General features: G+C 60.0%; 24 protein-coding genes. 20 read left to right on the top strand and 4 right to left on the bottom strand.

Going from position 1 to position 23,086, the window contains the following annotated elements; all coding sequences use genetic code 11:
- Positions 1-128 precede the first annotated feature (128 nt).
- The 4 genes from B4F27_RS03085 (at position 129) to B4F27_RS03070 (ending at position 3,731) form a co-directional block, all read left to right on the top strand.
- Complete coding sequence (locus B4F27_RS03085; protein WP_074636913.1) at positions 129-1,781, top strand: PAS domain-containing sensor histidine kinase; 1,653 nt, start codon at positions 129-131, stop codon at positions 1,779-1,781.
- A gap of 9 nt (positions 1,782-1,790) precedes the next feature.
- Positions 1,791-2,156, top strand: coding sequence for a response regulator (locus B4F27_RS03080; protein WP_005848967.1), 366 nt, complete (start codon positions 1,791-1,793; stop codon positions 2,154-2,156).
- Positions 2,157-2,490: 334 nt separating this feature from the next.
- On the top strand, positions 2,491-2,994 hold the full coding sequence (locus B4F27_RS03075) for an RNA polymerase sigma factor (protein ID WP_286758832.1): 504 nt from the start codon (positions 2,491-2,493) through the stop codon (positions 2,992-2,994).
- Positions 2,991-3,731 carry a hypothetical protein gene (locus B4F27_RS03070; protein ID WP_286758831.1) on the top strand — a complete coding sequence of 247 codons (741 nt, stop codon included), beginning with the start codon at positions 2,991-2,993 and terminating at the stop codon, positions 3,729-3,731. Before B4F27_RS03075 ends, B4F27_RS03070 begins: the two co-directional genes overlap by 4 nt.
- 1 nt (position 3,732) lies before the next feature.
- On the opposite strand, the gene B4F27_RS03065 is transcribed toward B4F27_RS03070, so the two are convergent.
- From B4F27_RS03065 to B4F27_RS03055, 3 genes are all read right to left on the bottom strand, one after another.
- A complete protein-coding gene (locus B4F27_RS03065) occupies positions 3,733-4,482 on the bottom strand; it encodes a c-type cytochrome (RefSeq protein WP_286758830.1) in 750 nt (249 codons plus the stop codon).
- Positions 4,483-4,537: 55 nt separating this feature from the next.
- Entirely contained in the window at positions 4,538-5,722 is a 1,185-nt protein-coding gene (locus B4F27_RS03060) for a sulfite oxidase (protein WP_260005617.1), read from the bottom strand.
- A 268-nt stretch (positions 5,723-5,990) separates the two neighbouring features.
- Positions 5,991-6,527, bottom strand: a complete 537-nt coding sequence (locus B4F27_RS03055) for a peroxiredoxin family protein (RefSeq protein ID WP_278375705.1) — start codon at positions 6,525-6,527, stop codon at positions 5,991-5,993.
- A 238-nt stretch (positions 6,528-6,765) separates the two neighbouring features.
- On the opposite strand from B4F27_RS03055, the gene B4F27_RS03050 reads away from it, so the two are divergent.
- From B4F27_RS03050 to B4F27_RS03030, 5 genes are all read left to right on the top strand, one after another.
- Entirely contained in the window at positions 6,766-7,761 is a 996-nt protein-coding gene (locus B4F27_RS03050) for a TRAP transporter substrate-binding protein (protein WP_132997914.1), read from the top strand.
- Between the two features lie 71 nt (positions 7,762-7,832).
- Positions 7,833-8,363: a TRAP transporter small permease gene (locus B4F27_RS03045; protein ID WP_254704279.1), complete on the top strand. Its 531-nt coding sequence runs from the start codon at positions 7,833-7,835 to the stop codon at positions 8,361-8,363.
- A 2-nt stretch (positions 8,364-8,365) separates the two neighbouring features.
- Positions 8,366-9,646, top strand: a complete 1,281-nt coding sequence (locus B4F27_RS03040; RefSeq protein WP_286758829.1) for a TRAP transporter large permease — start codon at positions 8,366-8,368, stop codon at positions 9,644-9,646.
- 58 nt (positions 9,647-9,704) lie between these two features.
- Positions 9,705-10,421, top strand: a complete 717-nt coding sequence (locus tag B4F27_RS03035; protein ID WP_005848951.1) for a ribonuclease activity regulator RraA — start codon at positions 9,705-9,707, stop codon at positions 10,419-10,421.
- Positions 10,397-11,140, top strand: a complete 744-nt coding sequence (locus tag B4F27_RS03030) for a FadR/GntR family transcriptional regulator (RefSeq protein WP_050752188.1) — start codon at positions 10,397-10,399, stop codon at positions 11,138-11,140. The genes B4F27_RS03035 and B4F27_RS03030 overlap by 25 nt, the downstream gene beginning before the upstream one ends.
- Positions 11,141-11,144: 4 nt before the next feature.
- Here B4F27_RS03030 and B4F27_RS03025 read toward each other — a convergent pair whose 3' ends face one another.
- On the bottom strand, positions 11,145-11,492 hold the full coding sequence (locus tag B4F27_RS03025) for a cupin domain-containing protein (protein WP_005848947.1): 348 nt from the start codon (positions 11,490-11,492) through the stop codon (positions 11,145-11,147).
- Between the two features lie 371 nt (positions 11,493-11,863).
- Here B4F27_RS03025 and B4F27_RS03020 point away from each other — a divergent pair, with 371 nt between their 5' ends.
- The 11 genes from B4F27_RS03020 to ccoP all read left to right on the top strand — a co-directional run bounded on the left by B4F27_RS03020 (position 11,864) and on the right by ccoP (position 23,043).
- Positions 11,864-12,610 (top strand): SDR family NAD(P)-dependent oxidoreductase, encoded by a 747-nt coding sequence (locus B4F27_RS03020; RefSeq protein WP_005848946.1) that lies wholly within the window; start codon positions 11,864-11,866, stop codon positions 12,608-12,610.
- 71 nt (positions 12,611-12,681) lie between these two features.
- Positions 12,682-14,187 carry an aldehyde dehydrogenase (NADP(+)) gene (locus B4F27_RS03015; RefSeq protein WP_286758828.1) on the top strand — a complete coding sequence of 502 codons (1,506 nt, stop codon included), beginning with the start codon at positions 12,682-12,684 and terminating at the stop codon, positions 14,185-14,187.
- 166 nt (positions 14,188-14,353) lie between these two features.
- Complete coding sequence (locus tag B4F27_RS03010; RefSeq protein WP_286758827.1) at positions 14,354-15,346, top strand: TRAP transporter substrate-binding protein; 993 nt, start codon at positions 14,354-14,356, stop codon at positions 15,344-15,346.
- A gap of 75 nt (positions 15,347-15,421) precedes the next feature.
- On the top strand, positions 15,422-15,916 hold the full coding sequence (locus B4F27_RS03005; protein WP_005848940.1) for a TRAP transporter small permease: 495 nt from the start codon (positions 15,422-15,424) through the stop codon (positions 15,914-15,916).
- Positions 15,913-17,223, top strand: coding sequence for a TRAP transporter large permease (locus tag B4F27_RS03000; RefSeq protein WP_009824395.1), 1,311 nt, complete (start codon positions 15,913-15,915; stop codon positions 17,221-17,223). Before B4F27_RS03005 ends, B4F27_RS03000 begins: the two co-directional genes overlap by 4 nt.
- A gap of 37 nt (positions 17,224-17,260) precedes the next feature.
- Positions 17,261-18,451 carry a mannonate dehydratase gene (gene uxuA / locus B4F27_RS02995; protein ID WP_286758826.1) on the top strand — a complete coding sequence of 397 codons (1,191 nt, stop codon included), beginning with the start codon at positions 17,261-17,263 and terminating at the stop codon, positions 18,449-18,451.
- Positions 18,448-19,359, top strand: a complete 912-nt coding sequence (locus tag B4F27_RS02990; protein ID WP_286758825.1) for a sugar kinase — start codon at positions 18,448-18,450, stop codon at positions 19,357-19,359. Before uxuA ends, B4F27_RS02990 begins: the two co-directional genes overlap by 4 nt.
- 130 nt (positions 19,360-19,489) lie before the next feature.
- Positions 19,490-21,100: a cytochrome-c oxidase, cbb3-type subunit I gene (gene ccoN / locus B4F27_RS02985; RefSeq protein ID WP_286758824.1), complete on the top strand. Its 1,611-nt coding sequence runs from the start codon at positions 19,490-19,492 to the stop codon at positions 21,098-21,100.
- Between the two features lie 5 nt (positions 21,101-21,105).
- Entirely contained in the window at positions 21,106-21,942 is an 837-nt protein-coding gene (gene ccoO, locus B4F27_RS02980; RefSeq protein WP_260005601.1) for a cytochrome-c oxidase, cbb3-type subunit II, read from the top strand.
- A gap of 10 nt (positions 21,943-21,952) precedes the next feature.
- Complete coding sequence (locus B4F27_RS02975) at positions 21,953-22,141, top strand: CcoQ/FixQ family Cbb3-type cytochrome c oxidase assembly chaperone (RefSeq protein WP_074636931.1); 189 nt, start codon at positions 21,953-21,955, stop codon at positions 22,139-22,141.
- Positions 22,138-23,043: a cytochrome-c oxidase, cbb3-type subunit III gene (ccoP, locus tag B4F27_RS02970; protein WP_286758823.1), complete on the top strand. Its 906-nt coding sequence runs from the start codon at positions 22,138-22,140 to the stop codon at positions 23,041-23,043. Before B4F27_RS02975 ends, ccoP begins: the two co-directional genes overlap by 4 nt.
- The last annotated feature ends 43 nt before the right edge of the window (positions 23,044-23,086 follow it).

Genomic DNA, 23,086 nt, shown 5'->3' with positions numbered 1-23,086 from the left:
ATGGTTGTGTCTAAAGTTGCTAAAAATCGCCTTAAAAATGTCTAGATACTTTTGTCTATGATGGCGCAAGGGATGGAGAGGGTGCTTGGCTAGGGATGGTGCCTTCTTTTTGTAAGTAAGGACGCGATATGTCTTGGAACGGAAAGAAGCGCCATATTGCCACCGGTTTCGTCGCCGGATCGGCCTTGGCTGGGGGGTGGTACGCCGCGACCTCGGCGCTGCTGTCGGGCACACCGGCGCAAACCGTTCCGGTTATCGGGGCCATCGCCATTGCCAGTCTGGTGCCGCTGATCGCTGCGAACGTGCGGGCCACGCCGGCGCGTGCGACGGTTGACGACAGCGTTGCCCAACAGCTGCGCGTGCTGAAGATGCACACGATGGTAAACGTGGTCGACACCGATAACCTGCTGGTCGAGGTGAACGATCTGTTGCTAGAGGCAACCGGCTATACCCGCCAAGAGCTGATCGGCAAACCGGTCGCGATGCTGTATTCCAAGGACAATAGAACCACCGCCACTGAAATCCGCGATCTGCTGCGGCAGGGCAAAAGCTGGCAGGGTGAAACGACGCTGCGCAATCGTGACGGGTCAAACTGCGTGACACAGACGACAGTGACCCCGTTGCTGGATGCGAATGGCCGCTGGATCGGGTCGATCTCGGCGCGGACGGACATCACCTCTACCACCAAGCTGATCGCGCGGCGCGACACGGCAATGACCTTACACGAGCTGCGCGACGACATCTGGATCGTGTCCGAAGACAACCTTGAGTTGCGCTATATGAACCTTGCCGCCAAGGCACGGTTCGGCTGGTCGACGCGGCCCAAGAACGGGCAAACGGTGCGCGATATGGCGGCCGAGCGCGGCTGCGAGGATGTGCTCGACGCCTGTCTGCGGATGATGGATATCGGCGACACCTATATGACGTTCAGCGCAACGATATCGGGCACGAACTTTGAAGGGTCGATCAAATGGCTCAACAAGGGGACAGTCGACGGGCGTCTGCTGATCATGCTGCACGACATCACCGAACGGCTTGAACAAGAGCAACTTCAGGCGGATTTTATCTCTATGGTCAGCCACGAACTTCGGTCGCCCTTGACCTCGATCAAAGGGTCGATGGGGCTGCTGTTGTCGAAAGCCGCGGGCCAGCTGCCGCCCAAGGCCGAGGGCTTGCTGGAGATCGCGCATCGCAATGCCGATCGTCTGGTGCTGATCATCAACGACATTCTGGATATGGAGAAGATCTCCTCCGGGCGTCTGGATTTCGAACTGGAAACCGCCGACCTGTCGGAACTGGTGGCCGAATCTCTGCGCGCCAATGCGACCGCCCATCAGCGGTTCGGCTTGCAGATCAAATGCCACGGGGTGGATACGCCCACCTATATCGAGACCGACGCCAACCGTATCATTCAAGTTTTAACCAACTTGATGTCGAATGCTGCGAAGTTTTCCAAGCCGGGCGGCACGGTGGAGATCTCCGTCGAAAAAACGCCCGAAAACGTATGTGTGTCTGTACGCGATGAGGGTATGGGCATTGCGCCCGAAGACCAGCATAAGATCTTTCAGCGGTTTGCAGATATGGCGAATTCCGACCGGGCGACCAAAGGCGGTACCGGTTTGGGGCTGAGCATCTGTAAAGCAATTGTTGAAGGTTTGGGTGGTACGATCGATTTTGTCAGTAAAGAAGGGCGGGGGACAACTTTCACCTTCACTTTACCTGTCAAAACGCGCCATTCTGGGCCAGAGAATGATTTTGAAAGACTAGAGAACGTTGGATAAGAGTCCCGTATGATTAAATTGCTTCACGTAGAAGACGACGCCGATATTCGCGAAATCGCCAAAATGTCACTCGAACTGTCGGGTGATTTCGTGGTTGAGCAATGCGATTGCGGCGAACAGGCGCTTGAAAAGACGCTGGACTATATCCCCGACGTGTTTTTGCTGGATATGATGATGCCCGGCATGACCGGCCGTCAAACGCTTGAGAAACTGCGCGAGAATCCGGATTTCGCAAATGTGCCCGCGATCTTCATGACCGCCCGTGCCCAGCCGAACGAGCTGGAAGAACTGCGCGGCATCGGCGCGACAGAGGTGATCAGCAAACCCTTTGATCCCATGTCGCTCGCCGACCAGATCAAGGCAGCCATCGCCTAAATAGGGCCAGATGTTAGATGAAAAAACCGCGGCGGAAATGCTGCGGTTTTTTTTTGCTTTGTGGGTGTCGCTGTTTGTTAGGTTGATACGGGTGGGACGTTTGTTTGAAAATCTAAGGTACCGAAGAAACGTTATGTTAAATAATGGCGAACACCTAAACCCAGCCGGTGAAGCCACCTGACTACCGTTTCAGAGTCAGCCGCGTGCGCCGCGATTTTTCCGGCAAGAATCACGGATATTCTCGACGCAACTCCTACGCCAGACACTGCACGAAGAATTCCGACAGCGGTCTGTGTTGGCTTTGATCCGGCTTGAAAACGCGGTACGGATTGATATGGCGCAGCGTACCCTTATCGAGATTCTTTTGCCTGAGTTAATGGCCTATGCCACGGCCATCTGCCAGTCGCGCGACGCGGCAGAGGATCTGGTGCAGGACGCGGTGGAGCGGGGGTTGCGGTCTGATCGCAGACCCGAGCTGCTGGAGGAATTGCGCCCGTGGATGTTCCGCGTCATTCGCAACCTGCACTATGACGAGCTAAGAAAAAGACGTGTACGCCGTGAATATTCGGCAGAGGAGAAACGTCTATCTGATGAAGCAGGCGGACCGGATACCGCGCGGGATGTATTGATCCGGCTGGCGTTCGAGAAGCTGCCGCCCGAAACCCGCGAGGTGCTATGCCTTGTGGACATTATGGGCCTGAAATACGCCGAGGCGGCGAAAGTGATGGATGTGCCAAACGGCACAGTGATGAGCCGGATCAGCCGCGCGCGTCGGGCGTTACTGGACGTCGTCGATGGGGCCGGAACGGCAAAACAGGAAGTGACGCGGAAGACATGAGCGAGCTGAACGACAAAGACTGGGAACAGGTCAACGCCTACCATGATGGCGCGCTGAACGCGTCGGAAATGCGTGCCTTAGAGACGCGGTTGGCAGCCGAACCCGCGCTGGCTGCGGCGCTTGAGGATGTGCGGCGCGTTTCGCGCGGTTTGGCGTTGATGCGTCCGGTGCTGGACGACCAAGACGCTACGCCGCAAACGAGGGTTGCAAACAGCAACCGGCACCCGCGACGTTGGCTATGGGGCGGTGCTGTCGCCGCAGCGATGGCCTTGGCGATGGTTTTCGGGTCTGACTTCGTCGCCACCCCCACGGCTTTCGACATTCACACCGAACTGGCAGCACAGACCTATGATGTAGGCTCTGGCGATCTGCGCCCCGTGGCGGGGGGTGGTTTGGCGGGTGTGCCGGATCTTGAGGGCGCGAACCTGACAGCCGTCGCGTCTCGCGTGGCAAAGCAGGGCGATATCATGCATTATGCGGGCCAGAATGGATGTCGCCTGACCTACCTGCGCGGCGGGTTTGCCCTGCCAGAGGGTAAGAGCACGTCAGAAAAGCAGATCGCGAGCTGGGGCTCCCAGGACCAACAGCGCCATATTATCGTCGCGACGGGGATGGACCGCACCCGGTTCGATGCCATTGCCCGCTATCTTAGGCTTGAAACGCGCGAACGCGCCTCTGAAAGCGTGATGGCAGCACTTTCAAAGACGGTTCGTTCGGCGCGGCCTTGCGTCGGTTAGGTCAGTCGGCGTCTGACAAACTGGCGAGATAGGCGATCACATCGGCTTGGTCTTCCGGCTTGCGCAGCCCGGCAAAGCTCATCTTGGTGCCGGGCACGGCCTTGCGGGGGTTGGCAAGGAAAGCCGCAAGCCGGTCGGGTGTCCAGTCGCCAGCATGGTCGGTCAGCGCGCCGGAATAGCGGAACCCGTCTACCGCCGCGACAGAGGCACCGACGATCCCGTACAGATTTGGCCCGACGCGGCTTGGGCCATCTTCTTCGACCGTGTGACAGGCTTTGCACTTCCTGAATACTTTCTCGCCCGCGGCGGGGTCGCCTTGTGCCAGAAACTCGGCGCCGGGGGTTTCCGGCTCTGCTGCGGCGGCGTCCTCGGTCGGCGCGCTGGCGTCGCTTTGGGCCGCGGCGTCGCCTTGGGCTGCGGCGTCTGATCCGCCCGCGGCCGTCGCGACATAGGTCGAGACCGTCTCGATCTCTGCATCAGTCAGCGTTTCGGCGAAGCCGGGCATAATGCCGATCCCGCTTGTCACGGCGGCGCGGACCTGTTCGACGGTGGGCTTGAAGTCATCAAGGTTCGGGCCGATCTCGCCTTCGGCACCCGCGTCTTTCAAGCTGTGACAAAGGGCACATTGCGGCTGCGCTGTCTCGTTGAAAAGGGCGCGCCCCGCGTCAAGAGAGGCGTCGGCTGCTTCTACGCTGCCGATCAGCGCAAGGAAAAGGGCACCGCCAAGGCGCGGCGTCAGGGATGGGGTCATTTCAATGTCTCCGGGTAAGGGTCGGACCGACGGCCAAGGCCGCCGGTCTATGGTATCAGCTGACAGTCACGTCGACGGCATGTGCCCGCCATCCGTTGTTGCCATAACCGCGTTCGTTTGGCGGAAAGTTCTCTGGCTGGGCGTCGCCTGCGGCATTGGTTGCCCGGCTTGCCAGCATATGCGTGCCTTCCGTCAAATCGGTGATCAGCACAAAGGGTCGCCACGCGTAGGGGCCAAGGTCAGGCCCCAGAAACTGCGCATCGGCCCAGGTCTGCCCGCCGTCGGTGGACACTTCGACTTTCTCAAGACCGCTGACACCGCCCATGGCGACGCCGTGAATCTGCACCTTGCCCGTCGCGGCATCCACCAGCGGCCCGGTGATCCATGATTTCACCGACATCTCGTACATGGAGGGTTGCGAGGGATCACCTTTTTCGCCGACAGGGCGGACGCGGTAGCCGGTCTGCTGGATCTTATTGGGCGATTCCTCGACCGTCAGGGCCAACCGTTTGAGATACTTGATATTGTTGACCCCGTAGTAGCCCGGGATAATCAGCCGCAGGGGGCCACCGTGCGCCAGCGGCACGGGTTCGCCGTTCATCTCCCATGCGAGGATCGCGCGATCCATCGCAGCCTTGGGGACAGAACGTTCAACCTGGATCGATTCAGGCGGTAGCCCTTGGGGAATGTCCTCTCCGCCCGTGCCGGTCAGATACACGGCATCTGCGTCGGCGCCACCCATTGCGTCAATAACGGCGCGCACGGGCACGCCTGTCCACACGACATTGCCCGCCGCCCCGACGGACCACTGCGACCCGCTCGTCTCGTGATCGAAGAAGGCGCGCCCATTGCCCGAGCATTGCAGCACGCAGACCACCGTTTCGACGCCAAGCGTTTTCAACGCACCGACGGTCATCTTGCCGGGGTTTGCAACACCGTCGATCTCGACCTCCCAGGCATCGCGATCGGCAACGATCTTGTCCGAGGGGGCGGGCAAGTTGTTGCGGATGTAAAGTTCGGTTGTGGGGGTGATCAGCTCTGACCCCTGTGCGGCGCGTTTCGTCTCGAGCGTCTGCTTGGAATGGACGATCATGTCCTCGGCGTCTTTCCAGGCGACGTAATCCGGCAAAGGCTCTGCGCCTGATTGTGCCAAAGCCGGTGCCCCGACCGCGACGGCTGCCATCGTGCCGGCCGATCCGATCAAAAAGTGCCGACGCTTAACGTTTTCAATGACTTTCATGTCTTCCTCCCGTGGTTCCGGGCCTTTGCTCTGCATGGTGAGCAAAGGCTCTATGACCAAGTGACGTCCGGGGGGTGCGGTTTATTCCCGCGTGACAAAATAACTTTCGATAAAGATTGAGGGCGCCCGCTGGATCGGTGTCCGTTCGCGCAGGCCCGCTGTATCCAGCGGTTTGGCAGAACTCGGGTCTGTCGCCTAGCGGGAGCCGTTGTGTTGTACTGGGGGGGCTCCTCTTGGCTGTCTTGCGGTTTGTAGGATCGGGTCGGGTTCAGGCGTTCCCGCGGACAGGTTTGTCGTTGTTGATTGTGAATATCATCCCGTCGAGAAGTTCATCCAGATCGGGGCGCGCCGCCGGGCCGTTAGAGATGGCTATGATCTGCGTCGTGCCGTCGGGGCGCAGGCAGAAAATACCGGGCTCTGCAAAGCGACGGTCGGTTTCCTGCGAAGACAGCGGGTCGCTGACGTAAAGCCCCATGGCGCGCATGTCACTCTCTTGCAGGTCGTAGCCGATATCGAAGGTCCACCCGAAGCGCGCGACATCATCGCTGACTTTCTCCAGCGGGTCGGCCGAGACGCATTTCACCGCAAAACCCGCGTCTTCCCACTTTGCATAGTTGTGTTCCAGCTTGCCCAGGTAGGTCTTGCAGCGTCCGCAATGCTTGCCACGGTATACGATGAGCAGCGTCCAGCCGTCGGTCGCGCCGCCCACCGTCATTGTGCCGCCACCGAATTTAGGCACCTCGAACACGGGGAAGGCGGTGCCCGCCTGCAGTTTGGTTGTCTGGTTGGAATGCGAATTTGTCATGTATCTATCTCTTCCTATGTGTTGACCCGCCCGTGCAGCAGGGGCGAAATTTCCGTCGCCTTACTTGCCCCTTCGCAGACCTTAAGCCCTTTTAGATTCTAAATTTTGTGTCAGTGAAGTGAAGATCAAAACAACAAGGTCGGGCGCGTCCCCATTAAAACTCGAAAAATAGTACTTGTAAATATTTGTAAGTCATGTGATCACTTTTGCAATAATTTGTCTTTGGGAGGAAACAAATATGAAACTGAATAAAATCATCACCCGTGGTGCCTTTGCGATTGCCGCGGCATCGACGCTGGCTGTCATGCCCGTGACGGCGCAGGCAAAGGACTGGCGCGGCTGGAATATCCACGTCGAGGATTACCCTGTATCGCACGGTATGGAAGCCTTCATGGAAGAGGTCACCGAAAAGACAGGGGGCGAGATCAAGGGCAAGGTGTTCCACGCTGGCGTTCTGGGCTCGCAGCCCGATGCGATTGAACAGCTGCGTCTCGGGATCATGGATTTTGGCGTCTTCAGCCTTGGGCCGATGGGGCAGGCCGTGCCTGCGACCAACGTCGTGTCCTTGCCCTTCGTGTTCAAAAGCGTGCCACAGATGTATGAGCTGATGGACGGCGAACCGGGGGCCGCACTTGGGGAAGCGCTAGAGGAAAAGGGGATCGTCGCCCTTGGCTATTATGACGCCGGCGCGCGGTCTTTCTATAATTCGGTCAAGCCGATCAATACGCCCGAAGACGTGCAAGGCATGAAAGTGCGCGTGATGAACAACGACCTCTTCGTCGGCATGATCGAATCCATGGGCGGCAACGCCACCCCGATGGCCTTTGCGGAAGTCTACCAGTCGATCAAGACCGGCGTTGTGGACGGGGCAGAGAACAACCCGCCGTCTTATGAATCCACCAGCCACTTCGAGGTCGCGAAATACTATTCGTTGACCCAGCACCTGATCATTCCCGAATGCCTGTGCATGAGCAAAAAGACCTTTGACGGTCTGACACCAGAACAGCAGGAAATCGTGAAAACCGCCGGTAAAAACTCCACCGATCTGCAGCGCAAACTCTGGGGCGAACGCGAGGCGGCGTCGATGAAGATCATCATGGACGGTGGCGTCGAAGTGAACGAGATCGCCGACAAATCGGCGTTCCAGGAAGCGATGGTGCCCGTCTACGAAAAGTATCTGGCGGCCAATCCAGAGATGACGGATCTCGTCAATCTGTTCCGCAACGCTGACTGATCAGCGCGGCTGGACAATCGTGCGCCCTGTTGCAACGGGGCGCACCCTTTCTCTCACAAAGGAATAGGGCCGTGGAACACGCACCCCTCTGGATGAAGCATACCGAGCGTGCGCTCGACGGGCTGAGTTTTCTTTGCATGCTCGCGGCCTCTATCGCCATCGTCGTGCTGATCGCGACCTTTGGCTGGCTGGTGTTCGGGCGCTATGTCTTGAACGTCACACCGACATGGGTCGAACAGCTGGCGCTATTGCTGATCTGCTATGTGACCTATCTGGGCGCGGCGGTCGGGATCCATGAGAACACACATCTCGGGGTGACGCTATTCCGCGACATGATGGGCTGGCGGGTCAGTCATTTCCTGAAACTCGTCATTGATATCGTCCTTGCCGGTTTTGGCCTGATCATGCTGGTCGCAAGTATTGAGCTGGTGAAATTCGGGTGGAGCACAATGCTCCCCATGCTGAACATCCCTGAAAGCTTCCGGTCCTTGTCGGCTGCGATGTGCGGCGGGCTTGTCTTTATATTTGCCGGACTGCGCGCGGTGTTTCGGATCGCCTGTCTTCTGCGCGGTATCCCCTATCATGAAAAAGGTCTGTTTTAATCATGGGTCTGACAATCCTTCTTGGCATTTTCGGTGTCTCCGTCGTGATCGGTATCCCCGTCGCCTTTGCAATGGGTATCGCAGCCCTGACCGCGTTCTGGTACGAAGGTTTTCCGCTGCTGATCACCTTTCAACGGTCGGTTTCCGGCATCTCTGTCTTCTCGCTGCTGGCGATCCCGTTCTTCGTTTTCGCAGGCGAGCTGATGCTGCACGGCGGTATCGCCATGCGTCTGGTCAAGTTCGCCTCGGCCCTTGTGGGTCACGTGCGCGGCGGTCTGGCATCGGTGAACATCTTTTCCAGCATGTTGTTCGGCGGGATTTCGGGGTCGGCTGTGGCTGATATCTCGGCGCTCGGCTCTATTCTGATCCCTGTCATGAAGGAACGGGGCTATCATTCTGATTACGCGGTGAACGTGACCGTTACATCATCAATTGCAGGCATCGTTATTCCGCCCAGCCACAATATGATTATCTTTGCGGTGGCCGCAGGCGGGGGGATCTCGATCTCGAAGCTGTTCCTCGCGGGGGTGGTGCCCGGTATGCTGATGTGTCTGTGCCTTGCGGTGGCGGCCTATGTCATTGCGATCAAACGTAACTATCCGGCAGAACCCTTCCCAGGCTGGCGCGCGGTCGGCGTTGCATCGCTGCATGCGCTGCCGGGTCTGGTGACGGCGGTGATCATCGTCGGCGGCGTTCTGTCGGGTGTTTTCACCGTAACTGAATCCGGTGCCTTCGGTGCGATCTATGCGCTGCTGCTGACCTATTTCGTCTATCGCAGCCTCGACTGGAACGGGTTCAAGACCGCCGTCGTCTCTGCCGTGCGCACAACGGCGATGGTCATGGTGCTGATCGGTTTTGCCAGTTCATTCGCCTATCTTCTGGCGCTGTATCAGGTGCCCGAAAAGCTGAGCAGCTTCATGCTTGGCATCTCGGAAGAAAAGATCGCCGTTCTGCTGATGATCAACATCATGCTGCTGGTGCTGGGGATGATCATGGATATGGCCGCGCTGATCCTGATCTGCACCCCGATCTTCCTGCCCATTGTGCGCGATCTTGGCATGGACCCCACCCAGTTCGGGATCATGCTGCTGGTCAACCTCGGGCTTGGTCTGTGCACGCCCCCTGTCGGCACCTGCCTGTTCGTGGGCTGTGCCGTCGGCAGGGTCAAGATCGAGGAAACGCTCAGGACCATATGGCCCTTTTACCTGGCCATTCTGATGGCGCTCTTGCTGGTCACATATGTCCCCGCCGTGTCGCTGTTCCTGCCCTCATTGCTTGAATGAGCCGACCTTTTCCACGCCTTTCAAAACGCCCGAAATACCATAGTAGAAAGTATTCACCATGACTGAACCGACGCCAGAACTCCTTGAAAAGCTCATGCATGTCAGCACGGCAACGCTGACCACCGCATTGTTCAAGCGCGGCTTTCGTAACGTCTTTATTCAGGGGCCGTACCGTATGAACCCCGGGCCGAATATGGTCGGGCCGGCCTACACCCTGCGCTATATTCCCGCACGCGAGGATCTGGACGGGCTAGAGTCTTTCGCGGACCGTGCCAACCCGCAGCGCAAGGGCGTAGAGGAATGCCCCCCCGGGTCCGTCTTCATGATCGACTCCCGGCGCGATTCAACGGCGGCGTCGGCGGGGTGTATTCTGGCCACCCGATTGATGAAGCGCGGCTGCAAGGGGATCGTCACCGACGGGGGGTTCCGCGACACGCCCGAGATTTCGGCGCTCGAGATGCCCGCCTATCACACGCGCCCCAGTGCGCCGACAAACCTGACCAAACACCACGCCGTCGCGATCAATGATCCTATCGCATGTGGCGGTGTTTCCGTCTTTCCGGGTGATATTATCGTGGGCGACAATGAAGGCGTCGTTTGCATCCCCAAGCATCTGGTGGCAGAAATAGCGTCAGAAACCGAAGAGATGACCGTTTTCGAAGACTTCGTTCTGGAAATGGTGCAAAATGGTGCTTCGATTTTTGGGCTTTACCCACCGACAGATCCGGCAACGAAGGACGAATTCAAAGCATGGCGGGAACAAAACAACCGGTAGCAGGCGCAGATGCGAGCCGTTCCGCCATGGGCAAGCCCGCCAAGGAACGCACGCTCGCGGATCACGCCTACGAGAAAATCCTCGCGATGATTTCCAGCGGGGAGACCGCGGTCGGGGATAAGCTGCCGACGGAACACGCCATGAGCGAGATGCTGGAGGTGTCCCGGCCGGTGCTGCGTCAGGCGCTCAAGCAGCTGCGCGAAGACGGCGTGGTCGTGTCGCGGCAGGGGTCCGGGTCATTCGTGCAGCGCCGCCCCGATACGGCGGTGCTGACCTTTGCGCCCGTGGGGTCCATCGCTGATATCCAGCGCACCTTCGAATTCCGCGCCGCGATCGAGGGGGAGGCGGCGTTCCTTGCCGCCGTGCGCCATACAGAAGCGGATCTGGCCAAGCTGCGCGCGCATTTCAAGGAGCTGGACCGCTGCATTCGCGAAGGGGAGTTGGGTGTCGAGGCGGACGAGGCCTTTCATCAGGCGATCTGCGAGGCGTCCGGCAACCAGTATTTCGCAACTGCGCGCACCTCGATGAAGTCGAACATCCTGACGGGCCTCAACCTGACGCGGAACCTGTCGCTTAGCAAGCCGCGCGAGCGGATGGAGCTTGTCCAGCAAGAACACCGCCGCATCCTCGCCGCGATCATCGCGCGGGATCAGGCCGAAGCCCGCGCCGCCATGCGCGCCCATGTCGAGAATGCAAAGAACCGTGTGTTCGAAGGCTAACCGCTTACTCTAGCGGTAGCCCGTGGGCCGCCATAAAATCATCCCGCCGCGGTGCAAAACTGTCGAGCAGTTTCCCCGCCTGCAAGCACAGGCAGGAGTGTTCGACGTTCGACGGGATGATCAACGCATCGCCGGGGTTCAGGATCTGCGTGTCGCCCCCAACGGTGAATTCGAACTGGCCAGAGGACACGAAGGTCGTCTGCACATGGGGGTGCGAATGGGGCACGCCGACGCCGTCCTTTTCGAACATGAACTCTACCATCATCAGCGCTTTGTCCTGACACAAGATGCGCCGCTGCGCGCCGGGGCCAGAGGTCATCCAACCCTGTGATGCGTCTGCTGTGGTGTCCATTGGTATGCCTCCCTCAGGCTTTAATCAGATGTAATAATTTGTAACTGTTTTTGGTTGTTGTCAACAGATTTGGGTGTGGGGTTTGCCGTAGGCCGTAGTGATTTTCATCGGGTTTTGTGCCTAATTACGTCCATAATCCACTGTTTTTTCGGGCTTTTCCGCTGGGGTCAAAGACGTTCGCGACTTACCAATCTCTATATTTGTAATAATTTATATTGTCGCGCCCCGAGGTTTGCCCTAAGCAAGGGGACGGATAATGCAGTTGTTGGGCGTGCATCGCCGCCCTGGAACCCCATTGTGCATCGAAGGGAGACGCGGAGAGCACTGCTCGGTCAGGTTCCTCCGCAGAATTTTATATTCAGGAGACGATCATGGACCTCAAAGGGAAAACCGCAATTGTAACCGGCGGTGGCCGCGATATCGGCCGCGCCTGCGTGCTTGAGCTCGCGGCGCGGGGCGCGAATGTGGCGATCAACTATATGGCAAGCTCTGAAGGGGCCGACAGCGCCGTCGCCGAGATCAAGGCGGCGGGCGGCAATGCCTTCGCGCTGCAGGGCGATATGACCAAAGAGGCCGATGTTGCCGCGTTGGTAGAAAAGACCGTCAAGGAATTCGGACAGGTCGATACGCTGGTCCACGTCACCGGCGGGCTGGTCGCGCGGGTCACCATGTCGGAGATGACGCTGGATCACTGGCAGTCGGTCATGGACGTGAACCTGACATCCTTTGTGCTGATGGTGCGTGAATGCCTGCCCCATATGACCGAAGGATCGTCGATTGTCGGGCTCGCGTCGCAGGCCGGTCGCGATGGCGGCGGGCCCGGTGCCTCGGCTTACGGCGCATCCAAGGGGGCGCTGATGACGCTGACGCGGGGTCTGGCGAAAGAGCTTGGTCCGAAAATCCGCGTGAATTCGCTTTGTCCGGGGATGATCGATACCGATTTCCACAACATCTTTACCAAACCCGAAGTGCGCACCCATGTGGCCAATGTCTCGCCCGTGAAACGCGAGGGGACTTCGGAAGATGTGGCCAAGCTGGCGGTGTTCCTTGCCTCGGATGATGCGGCGTTCATCACAGGTGCCAACGTCGATATCAACGGCGGCATGCTGTTTTCCTGACAACGACACGACCGGCGGCTGCGGATGCACGCGGCCGCCGGCTTTTTGACAGAAGCTAAAGGAAGCGCAGCATGGAACTGATGGGCAAACACCTGATCGCAGGCGAATGGACCGGCGCGGCAGAGCAATTTTCATCCGACCCCGCCGACGGGGAGCCACGGATTTTCGCCGCCGGCACCGTTGATCTGGTAGACCGCGCCGCGCAGGCTGCCGAGGATGCGTTTGACGCCTACAGCGCCACCACAGCGCAGGATCGCGCGGCCTTCCTGAATGCGATCGCGGACGAGGTTGACGCCCGTATCGACACATTGGCCCTGATCGGCGCCCAGGAAACCGGCCTGCCAGACGCACGTTTGCGCGGTGAAACAGGGCGCACATCCGGTCAGCTGCGCATGTTCGCGACGCATATCCTTGAAGGCGATTTTCTGGACGCGCGCCATGATGCGGCCCTGCCGGATCGCACGCCTTTGCCGCGATCCGATTTGCGGATGATCCAGCGCCCGATTGGCCCTGTTGCGGTCTTTGGGGCGTCGAACTTCCCGCTCGCTTTTTCGACGGCAGGCGGGGATACGGCGTCGGCCTTGGCGGCGGGCTGTCCGGTGGTTGTCAGGGGGCACCACGCGCATCCCGGCACGGCAGAGGTTGTGGCCGCAGCGATTGCCGCAGCTATTACAGCTTGCGACATGCCCGCGGGTGTATTCTCGTTGATCCAAGGCGGCGGGCTAGAGGTCGGGCAGGCGTTGGTGCAGCATCCGTTGATCAAGGCCGTCGGCTTTACCGGATCGCTGCGCGGCGGACGCGCGCTGTTTGATCTATGCGCACAGCGGCCCGAACCCATTCCGTTTTTTGGCGAGCTTGGGTCGATCAACCCGGTCTTTATACTGCCCGCCGCAGCCTCCGCCCGTGGCGCAGAGATCGGCGCGGGGTGGGCCGCGTCGCTGACGATGGGGGCAGGACAGTTCTGCACGAACCCCGGCGTGGTGGTGGTCACTGACGGCCCCGGTGCCGATGCCTTCCGCGATGCCGCTGTCGCCGCCTTGCACGAAAGCCCTGCCCAAACAACGCTAACGGCGGGGATCGCCGATGCCTATTTCGACGGGCGTGATCGTATCGCGCGCGCGGGGTGTACGCGCGCGCTCGTCTCTTCGGATCGGGGGGAGGCGCGCCGTGTCACCCCCGCTGTCTTCGAGGTCTCCGGCACCGATTGGCTGAACAGCGACGCGCTGGCGCATGAGGTCTTCGGGCCGCTTGGCATTATCGTGCGTGTGGCCGATGCGGATGAGATGGCCGCGGTTGCCAAAGGGCTGGACGGGCAGCTGACCTGCACATTGCAAATGGATGCAGGCGATACTGCTGCCGCCAAAGCCTTGATGCCGGTGCTAGAGCGCAAGGCAGGGCGGATATTGGCCAACGGTTTTCCCACGGGCGTGGAGGTCAGCGGCGCGATGGTCCACGGCGGGCCCTATCCCGCGTCGACCAACTTTGGCGCGACCTCGGTCGGGACGCTGGCCATCCGCCGTTTCCTGCGCCCCGTCTGCTACCAAGACCTGCCGGCAGAGCTGCTGCCGGTTGTTTGACCCTCTGCGGGGCAGCGGCGCGTGGGGGGTAAGCCGCTGATAAACTTGATGTATACAAATAATTACAAATAAACTTGACGCATTACAAATACTAACGACATATTTCACGTCAGGGAGAAGCTGGTCAGGCACGTATCTGGTCAGGCAACAATCAGGGAGGACTACCATGTCATTTTTTACCAAGACAGCACAGCTTGTTTCGGGTGCCGCCGTTGCTGCGACGCTCTTTACAGCCACCGCGCAGGCCGAGACGGTTCTGCGGGGGGCCAGCATGTTCGACGAAGAACACGCCTTTACCAAAACACTGCGCAAATTCGAGGAACTGGTCGGCGAGAAGTACGACGGCGATGTGACGTTTGACTTACGTCTGAACGGCGAGCTTGGCGTCGAAAGTGATTACGTCACCTTCCTGAACCAGGGTGTGGCGATTGACTATACGATCCTTGCGCCGTCCAATATGGCCAAGTTCGCCCCGTCCATCCCGCTGATGGACATGCCGTTCCTGTTCCGCGATCTGGACCACTGGAATGCGGCCCTGTCCAGCGATGTGCTTGCGCCGCTGGAGGACGAGCTGCTGGAGAAGGCCGATATCAAGATCGTGGGCTACACCGGCGGGGGCACGCGCAATCTGCTGTCCAAAAACCCTGTCGTGACCTTTGATGATCTGAAGGGACACAAGATGCGCGTCATGGGCGCGCCGATCCAGGCGCAGATCTTCCAGGCGTTGACAGCAGCCCCTTCGGCGATTGCCTATAACGAGGTTTACAACGCCATCCAGACCGGCGTCATCGCAGGGTTTGAAAACGAGGCCGCAAGCATTCAGAACCTTAAGTTCTACGAGGTGGCCCCGAACCTGACGCTGACGCGCCATTCGATCACCGTGCGCCCCATCGTGATGAGCGGCAAGACCTTCAACAGCCTGCCCGAAGACCTGCAGGCCGCCGTGCTTGAAGCGGGCGAAGAGGCAGGGGCCTTTGGCCGCGAGCTGGAATCGCGCGAGGACGGCGTTAAGCTGCAAGAGATGGTCGATGCGGGTCAGCTGACCGTGTCCGAATTCGAAAACCGCGACAAGATGCTGGAGATGGTCAAGCCGGTGCAGGATGCCTGTGCTGCCGAGATCGGCGCATCGGACCTGCTTGAAGCGGTCCGCGCCAAGTAATCCCTGCGGATGCCCCCCTTGGGTTCTTGTGACCCGAGGGGGATTTTATTTTCACTCAAGCTGATCGGTAAGCACATGATCCTGCGTGGTCTGGAACTGCTCGCATCCTTGCTCCGCTTCGTTGTGGGGGTGCTGATGTTTTCACTGGCGATCCCCGTCGGCCTGCAGGTCATTGCGCGCTACACTGGGGTGATCCCCGTCTATTTATGGACCGAAGAGCTGGCCACGTTCATCTTTGTATGGGTTGTGATGCTCGGGTCTGCCCTGGCGGTGTGGGAGGGGACGCATTTCGACGTTCAGGTTATCCCCGGCGCCAAACATCCGCTGCTGGCGTTCTTGCAGCAAGCGCTGGTGCTTGGGCTGGTCGCGGGGTTTGCGCTGTTGTTCGCATGGTACGGCATTGATTACGCCAAGTTCGGGGGCAACCAGACGTCGGTCATGATGCGTGCAAATCTGATGTTCACGCATATCTCTGTTCCGATCGCCGGTGTGCTTTGGGCGGTCTTTGCCCTTTACCGTTTGTATCAAGCATTTGCGGTCTACCGCACAGAGGGGCGGGCCGTATCATGATCGTTTCAACGGGCCTTGCCTGTCTTATTCTTGTGGGCGGTTTCATCCTGCTGGTGGCGTTGCGGGTGCCGGTCGCCTTTGCCTTGGGGATCGCGACAATTCCGATTGTGATGCTGGATATCCGGCTGACGCCCTTCATTGTCATCGACCGGATGTTCCAGTCGTATAACTCGTTCATCCTGCTTGCCGTGCCGTTCTTTCTGTTGGCGGCGAACCTGATGAATTCGGGGTTGATCACGCAAAAGCTGATTGATTTTGCCCGCGTGCTGACTGGCTGGATGCCCGGAGGGTTGGGCCATGTGAATGTCGCCGTGTCGATGCTGTTTGCCGGTATCTCGGGGTCGTCCACGGCAGATGCGGCGGGCTGCGGCAAGATCCTGATCCCCGCGATGGTCAAAGAGGGCTATGACACCCGTTTTGCCATCGCGATCACGGCCTGTTCGTCCGTGATGGGGGTGATCATTCCGCCCAGTATCCTCATGGTGGTCTGGGGCGGGGTCATGCAGATCTCGGTCGGCGCGCTGTTTCTGGCGGGGGCCATTCCCGGCTTGCTGATCGGTTTTGCCCTGATGGCGACCGTCTATGGCTATGCCAAGAAATACGATTACCCCGTCACCTTGCGGCCCACATTCGCGCAGTTCTGGTCGGCGTTCAAAGGCGCGGCGCTGGCGATGCTGACCCCGGTTCTGGTGATCGGCGGCATCGTGGGGGGCATTGTGACCCCCACCGAAAGCGCGATCATCGCGGCGGGCTATGCGTTGATCCTTGGGGTTTTCGTCTATCGTACCGTGTCGGTGCGGGATCTTGGCGGCATCTTTTATGACACGGGCCGTTTTGCGTCGATCTCGCTTTTTGCGATCGGGACGGCTTCGGCTTTTGGCTGGATGCTGGCGTTCTACAACGTGCCGCGTTTGATCGTGGACGTGCTGACCGCGCATGAGCTTGGCGTCATCGGCACGTCGTTGATCATCGCGGCGCTGTTCCTGTTTTTCGGTCTGTTCATCGATGCCATCCCGACCATTATCATTCTGGGTACGGTGCTTTTGCCCGTGGCGCGGGCGGCGGGCATTGATCCGGTGGCCTTTGCGATTATCGGGATCATCTCGCTGGCCTTTGGTCTGGTCACGCCGCCTTATGGCTTGTGTCTGCTGATCTCTGCGTCGATCGGGGGGATGAATGTGGTCAAGGTACTGCGGGATGTCTGCATCATTCTGGCCCCGATGCTGGTGATCTTGTTGCTGGTCATTCTTTTCCCGCAGATCGCCCTGTGGCTGCCGCGCACGCTCATGCCGATGTCATTCCAATGACCCGTCGGCGCAGACATCTGATCGAATAGGATATCCCATGAAAGAAACATGGCGCTGGTTTGGCCCCACTGATCCGGTCACGCTTACCCATATCAAGCAGGCCGGCGCGTCGGGCATTGTGACCGCTTTGCACGACTACGCCCCCGGCGAGGTCTGGCCGCTAAGGGATATCACCGCCCTTCAGGCGCGGATCGAGGAGGCCGGCCTGAGCTGGGATGTATGCGAGTCGATCTGGATGCCGGACGCGATCAAGCTGAAGGGTGCCGGTGCCACGGCAGAGATCGCGGCATGGATCGAGACGATGCGCAATCTGGCGCGCGCGGGCATCCAGACGATCTGCTACAACTTCATGCCGCTGCTGGACTGGACCCGCACCGATCTGCGCTTCGAGATCGACGGGCAGGGGCAGGCCCTGCGTTTTGACATGGTGGATTTCGTGGTGTTCGACGTGCATATCCTTGCGCGCCCGAACGCTCAGGCCGACCACGCCCCCGATCTGCTGGCCGCGGCGCAGATGCGGTGGGGACATATGACAAAGCCCGAGATCGCCGCGTTAGAGGCGAATATCATCGCCGGGCTCCCCGGTAGCGCGAAAGGGTTTACGCGGGCGGATCTGCTGGCGGGCATCGAAAGTTTCGCATCCCTGTCGCACCGCGACCTTCAGGCCAATCTGGCCGCGTTCCTAAACGTCGTCGTGCCAGAGGCAGAGGCCTTGGGGGTCCGGCTTGCCATCCATCCCGATGATCCGCCGTTCCCGCTTTTCGGTTTGCCGCGCTGCGTTTCGACCGCGCAGGATTTGGCGTTTATTCTTGATGCGGTGCCGAGCGTTGCGAACGGGCTGACGTTGTGCACCGGATCACTTGGGGCCCGTGCGGATAATGATCTGCCGGACATGGCCCGCCGCTTTGGCGCGCATATCCACTTTGCCCATTTGCGCAATGTGCAGCGCGAGGGGGATGGCAGCTTTCATGAAGCCGCAGCGCTTGGGGGGAGCACCGATATGATTGCGGTCCTCGCGGCCCTGCGCGCGGCAGAACAGGGGCAGCCCGCCCGCGCTATCCCCATGCGCCCGGATCACGGTCACCTGCTGGCATTCGAACAGCAGCAGAAAACAAATCCGGGCTATTCCTATCTGGGGCGGCTCAAAGGATTGGCGGAGCTACGAGGTGCCTTGGCCGCGCTGGACCATTCAGACACCGGATCAAAACACGCAAGGCAGGTGCAATGACCTCACTTCTTGGCATCGGCGAATGTATGATCGAACTGTCGTCGGCGGGCGATGACCTGTGGCGGCAACGATTTTCCGGCGATGTGTTCAACGCCCTGTGGTACGCGCGGGCGCACTGCGCCGATGATGCGGATGTCGCCTTTCACACCGCTGTTGGCACGGACCCTATGTCGGACCAGATGCTGACCTTTATCCGGTCGGGCGGAATCCGCTGTGCGCAGACGCCGCGCATCGCCGACCGGCGCCCCGGTCTGTATACGATCCAGCTGAACGGGGCCGAGCGCAGCTTTACCTATTGGCGAGACACATCGGCGGCGCAGATGATGGTGCGCCACCCCGGCCCGCTTTGGCGCGATGTGGCAGGGGCGGATGTGGTCTATTTCTCGGGCATCACGCTGGCGATCCTGCCGCCTGACGATCTAGAGACACTCCTGGCCGGCTTGGTAGAGCATAAAAAGCACGGCGGGCTTTTGGCCTTTGATCCGAATATCCGGCCTCACCTCTGGGCGGATAAAGACCGGATGCTTGATGTCATATCGCGGGCCGCGGGCCTGAGCGATCTTGTACTGCCAAGTTTCGACGATGAAACAACGGCCTTTGGTGACCGGACCCCGCAGGAAAGCGCGAAACGCTATGCCGATCTGGGGGCCGGGCATGTTGTGGTCAAGAACGGGCCTGCGGATACGATCCACCTGCAGGACGGCCAGCTGACGGCTTTCCCCGTGGCCCCGGTCAGCGACATTATCGATACGACCGCCGCCGGAGATTCCTTTAACGGCGCCTATATCGCGTGCCTTCTGCGCGGCATGCCGACCGAGGACGCCATATCGGCCGCGCAGAGATGTGCGGGGCAGGTGATCAGGCATAAGGGTGCCATTATCTCGCGCAATGATCTGGGGCTGGTCTGACAGAGCGCGCGTACCCGCCGATAGATTGCCCCCTAAAATGCCCGCCAAGCCCTTGCCGCATTTGATCTAGATCAAGGCGCCGCCCCTGCCGCCATGAGAACCGTGTCCCGAAATAAAGGGGATTCGGGATATGTTCGATACGCTCAAGTTGATCGTGCTTGCGCTCATTGTGTTTTTCGCAGCTTTGGCGGCCGATTGGGCGCGGGATCCGGCCTATATGGTCCATGCGCTGCTGATCATGGTGATCGCCGCCGGCCTGTTCTTCTGGCAACTGCGCAATATGCCGGTCGACGGTGTCGCCGCGCCCCATGCGCCAGCGCCGCAGGGCTATATGGACGGGCCGATCCGCTATGGCGTGATTGCCACGGCGTTCTGGGGTGTTGCCGGGTTCCTTGCGGGGACATACATCGCCTTTCAACTCGCCTTTCCCGCGCTGAATATCGAATGGGCGCAGCCCTATGCCAACTTTGGCCGTCTGCGCCCGCTGCACACCAGCGCGGTGATCTTCGCCTTTGGCGGTAATGCGCTGATCGCCTCTTCTTTTTACATCGTGCAACGTACGTCGGCGGCACGGCTTTGGGGCGGCAACGCCGCTTGGTTTGTTTTCTGGGGCTATCAGTTGTTCATCGTGCTGGCAGCGACGGGCTATCTGCTGGGGGCGACCCAATCGAAGGAATATGCCGAGCCGGAATGGTATGTCGACATCTGGCTGACCATCGTCTGGCTGACCTACCTCGCCGTGTTCTTCGGTACGATCCTGAACCGGCGCGAGCGTCATATCTATGTCGCCAACTGGTTCTTTCTGGCCTTCATCATCACCGTGGCCATGCTGCATGTGGTCAACAACCTCGCCATTCCGGTGTCGATCTGGGGCTCCAAATCGGTGCAGGTCTTTGCGGGTGTGCAGGATGCGATGACTCAGTGGTGGTACGGGCATAACGCCGTGGGCTTCTTCCTGACCGCCGGTTTTCTGGGCATGATGTACTACTTTGTCCCGAAACAGGCGGGCCGTCCGGTCTATAGCTACAAACTGTCGATCATCCACTTCTGGGCGCTGATCTTTCTGTATATCTGGGCGGGTCCGCACCACCTGCACTATACCGCTTTGCCCGATTGGGCAGCGACGCTGGGGATGGTGTTTTCGATCATCCTGTGGATGCCCAGTTGGGGCGGCATGATCAACGGCTTGATGACGCTTGAGGGTGCGTGGGACAAGATCCGCACCGATCCGATCATCCGCATGTTTGTCGCCTCGCTCGCCTTCTACGGGATGTCCACCTTTGAAGGGCCGATGATGTCGATCCGCGCGGTGAACAGCCTTAGCCACTACACCGACTGGACCATCGGGCACGTGCATTCCGGCGCGCTTGGCTGGAACGGGCTCATCACCTTCGGCGCGCTGTATTTCCTGACACCGCGGCTTTGGGGGCGGGCGCAGATGCATTCGCTGTCGGCGATCAACCTGCACTTCTGGCTCGCGACCGTGGGCATCGTTCTTTACGCGGCGTCGATGTGGGTCTCGGGCATTATGGAAGGGCTGATGTGGCGCGAGGTCGATGCCAATGGCTTCCTTGTCAACAGCTTTGCCGACACCGTCGAAGCCAAATTCCTGATGTATGTGGTCCGTGGTCTGGGCGGGGTGCTCTACCTCGCGGGGGGTGCGGTGATGGTCTGGAATATGTGGATGACCATCCGCGCCCCGCAAGCCCGCCCCGTCACCGTCGCCCTGCCAGCGGAGTAAGATCAATGGCCAAGAACCCCCAAAGCCCCAACTATGACCCCGCTGACGATCCCAAGGTGGTGACCGCCAGCGAAGGGATGAAAAAGGGCAAAATCCCGAACGAGCTGCCGCCCGAGACGCAGACGATCACCTTTCACCAGCGGTTTGAACGCAATGCGACGCTCCTGCTGATCGCCTCTCTCGGGGTGGTCAGTATCGGCGGGATCATCGAGATCGCGCCGCTGTTCTGGCTCGAAAACACGATCGAGAAGGTCGAGGGCATGCGCCCCTATTCGCCGCTGGAACTGGCGGGGCGCGAGATCTACGTGCGCGAGGGCTGCTATGTCTGCCACAGCCAGATGATCCGCCCCATGCGCGACGAGACGGAGCGTTACGGCCATTACAGCCTCGCCGCCGAATCCATGTATGACCACCCGTTTCAGTGGGGCTCCAAACGCACCGGTCCGGATCTGGCGCGGGTCGGTGGGCGCTATTCGGACGAGTGGCATGTGGACCACCTGATGGACCCGCAGTCGGTCGTGCCCGAAAGCGTGATGCCGAAATACGCCTTTCTGATGGAGGCCAAGCTGGAAAGCGAGGATGTGACCGATCTGCTGGCGACCCACCGTATGGTTGGCGTGCCCTACACCGACGAGATGATCGCCAGCGCGAGCGGAGATTTCCGCATGCAGGTTGACCCGATGGGGGATTATGACGCGCTGCTTGACCGCTACCCCGGTGCGCAGGTGCGCGACTTTGACGGGCAGCCCGGTGTCAGCGAGATGGATGCCCTGATCGCCTATCTGCAAATGCTCGGGACGTTGGTCGATTTCTCGACCTTTGTGCCCGATGCCACCCGCTGAGGAGCTTGCCATGGACACCTATTCCTTCTTGCGTGAACTGGCTGATAGCTGGGCGCTCTTGATCCTGACGTTGATCTTTCTGGGGGTCATTGCTTGGGCCTATCGCCCCGGCTCGCGCGCGCTGCATGATGACGCGGCGGATGTGCCGTTTCGCAACAATGACCCCGACCAAGCCCGCCAAGACGGAGCCCGCCAATGACCGACAACCGCAAGATCGACCCCACCACAGGCACCGAAACCACGGGCCACAGCTGGGATGGCATTGAAGAGCTGAACACACCCCTGCCGCGGTGGTGGCTTTGGACATTCTACGCCACCATCGTCTGGGGCGTGATCTATACCATCCTCTATCCCGCGTGGCCGATGGTTTCGGGGGCGACGGCGGGGTTGTTGGGCTATTCCACCCGTGGCGAGGTCGCGGCCGAGATCGCGCGTGTCGATCAGTCGAATGCCGACCTGACGGAAAGCCTGATCAACGTCGATATGGGGGTTCTGAAAGACAACGAAGAACTGCACCGTTTCGCTGTGCAGGCGGGGCGTTCGGTCTTTGCGGCGAATTGTTCGCAATGTCATGGCGCGGGGGCAGGGGGTGTGGTGGCCTCGGGCTACCCGAACCTTCTGGATGACGATTGGCTTTGGGGCGGTACGATGGCCGAGATCGCCTATACTGTGCGCCACGGCATCCGCAACGAGGATGACGCCGACGCGCGGGTGTCGCAGATGCCGTCCTTTGACTGGCTGGGCGCTGCGGAACTGGACGCCACGGCCCATTTCGTGCGCAGCCTTTCGGGGCTCGCGCATGACGAGGCAGCGGCCCAAGCGGGTGCGGATATCTTCGCCACGAATTGCAGCGCGTGCCACGGTGAAAAAGGCCTTGGGGATCGCGAGATCGGCGCGCCAAACCTTGCCGATGCGATCTGGCTGCGCGGCGGCAGTCACGAGGCGATCATCCAACAGCTGAAAACGCCGCGCATGGGGGTCATGCCGCCGTGGCAGGCGCGTTTGGGCGAAGCCGATGTGCGCGCTGTGACGGCCTATGTGCACGGTCTGGGCGGGGGGGAGGCCGCGATGGACACGGCCCAAGATACGCCTGCTGACTGAGCCGCAGCACGACAAGACCTGTTGTTTGATGCAGATCAAAGCG

The organism is Sulfitobacter sp. UBA1132 (assembly GCF_002311545.1).
GTDB classification, from domain to species: domain Bacteria; phylum Pseudomonadota; class Alphaproteobacteria; order Rhodobacterales; family Rhodobacteraceae; genus Sulfitobacter; species Sulfitobacter pontiacus.
Note: the sequence above shows the minus strand (reverse complement) of the source record. Positions and strands in the feature narration are given on the sequence as shown.